At 50.5% G+C, this 1,958-nt stretch carries 1 protein-coding gene and 1 pseudogene; both read left to right on the top strand.

Annotation, left to right across the window (positions count from 1 at the left end):
- Positions 1–144: 144 nt before the first annotated feature.
- A complete protein-coding gene (locus ACEW8P_RS04445) occupies positions 145–1,398 on the top strand; it encodes a hypothetical protein (protein ID WP_373511903.1) in 1,254 nt (417 codons plus the stop codon).
- Between the two features lie 150 nt (positions 1,399–1,548).
- Positions 1,549–1,958, top strand: a pseudogene (locus ACEW8P_RS04440) (hypothetical protein); the annotation flags it as partial.

Below are 1,958 nucleotides of genomic sequence, written 5' to 3'. Positions count from 1 at the left end.
GATGTTTGCTGTTGCCTGAAATATTAGCTTAATCCCGGAAATTTCACCGATTGCCGCAATATTGTCAAGTGTGCGGCTGTTTTGGTAGATACTTAGTCGTTTCTTTGCATTGTCGATTTTTCACCGTCCATTGTCCATTGATTCATGCCTTCTCCTTGGGAACGTTTCTCGGAATTTGTAAAAAATCCCAAAGGGGATGATAGGTTGGGTTATCATGAAGAGTCCGCTTCCCGAATTCCCGCCGAGGTCGAAGCTTCGCAGTACCGCGATTCGCTGGCCGAAAGACTGCCGTCCGCGCGAGCCCGTAATGAAACACCGCAGCCCGCTGTGGAGGAAACGGATGAGAATTCATTTGCTCCCGGGGAGTATGAATCAAACTCTGAGACAGCAGATTTAGAAGCAGGAATCAAGTTAGAGGAGCGACCACAAATGACAATACCCGCTGTCGAAAACTCCACAATCAAAACTCCGGGAAGTACCGATCTAACTATCCCTTATTGGCTGGAAGATGAAGACATGTTGCGCGATGAAGGCGTACTTTTTGGCCTTTCGGAATCAGATCCAACCGAGAAAACCGACATCATTTACAACTACTTCCAGCATCTTGTTGCCTACCACGGGCGCGCGATCGAGCAGCAGAACGAGCGAGTTCAGGAGCTAAATCTTTTTATCGGCCAAAAAGAGAACCGCATTCAGGAGCTCCAGACCAAACTACGGGGACTAGAAGCAACCCAAGCAGAGGGCGAACATCAGCTACCGCGCACACTGGTTGGATTGGCCCTATCCATCGCCATGTGCGTGGGCAATTATTATCTTATTGAAGAAACCCTGCGCCCGTCTTTCGCCAGTAGTTCGTTCGTGGCTTTGGGCGTATTCCTGGCGGGTATGTTCAATTTGTTCGGGCGGATTTCACTTTTTCACGATACCGAGAGCAACGTATCGTGGCGACGGCTGCTGGAAGAAGTGGGAATGCCTTTTGCGGCCGCCCTTTTCGTATTCGCGCAGGCCTGGCAGACCCAAAGCTGGTGGCAGGCGACTGCGCTGTTTGTCTTCGTGTTTTTCCTCTTTCTATTCGCCGGAAAACTATTTCTCAGCAACACGACGGTATTGCGCAACGACTTGCGTGTGTGGCTGACGACCAAGCGTGGCCGTAGGACAGCAATCGATTACCGTAAGGACTGGGAAGCCGAAGTCATCCAACTCGATAAAGAAATCGACGAGTTGCGGATCAGGAAATGGCAAGTACTCCGCGAGCAGAGCGCGTCCGAAAGCGACCGCGACCGCCTGCATGCCCGCCGCGATATGCTTATCAAGCTCTTCGAAAGCGAATTTATGCTCGCCCGCAAAATGAAAGGCCGACTGTCGGAACGGCAGTTGAGGGAGATAAGGGGGGCGTAGCTTCTGGTTTGCGAAAATCGTTGGTGATTGGTTTAAGGGTTAAACGATCAAACGGTTAAAGGTTTTCTACCTAACCATACAGTTACGAAATTTTACGCCTTCCTTTAACCTTTTCACCCTTAACCGTTTGACCCCAAAAATATCTATTTCATGAAAGAAAACGATTCGGATTATCAGCACGGTTATTCCAGCGGGATGGAAAATCTCAGCCGGGAGGCGTACGAGGCGTATCTGTCGAGTCAGGTGAGTCACGAGTGGGTGGCGGAGCGGCTGGACGAGAAGAAGAAAGAGCTGGGGATGCTGGAAGTGATGCGGCAGGTAACGCTGGACAGACGGAAAGGTGCCTTTGATCATTTGCAGACGCATCTGCTCGGTGTCCATGAAACTTCCAAGCGCAGTCGTGAAATACAGGATCGCGTTCATGAAACCGAGCAGGAAACTGCACAACTTACCGAAAAGCGTAATGCCGCCGCGACGCACTACTCGCTGCTGGCGGGTTTCATCTTTCTGGCGGCGGGACTTTCTTTTCTTTTTGGCGATTTGATTATTTCGCACGAAAT

It is taken from the genome of Persicitalea sp., from assembly GCF_041751555.1.
GTDB lineage: Bacteria > Bacteroidota > Bacteroidia > Cytophagales > Spirosomataceae > Persicitalea.
Note: the sequence above shows the minus strand (reverse complement) of the source record. Positions and strands in the feature narration are given on the sequence as shown.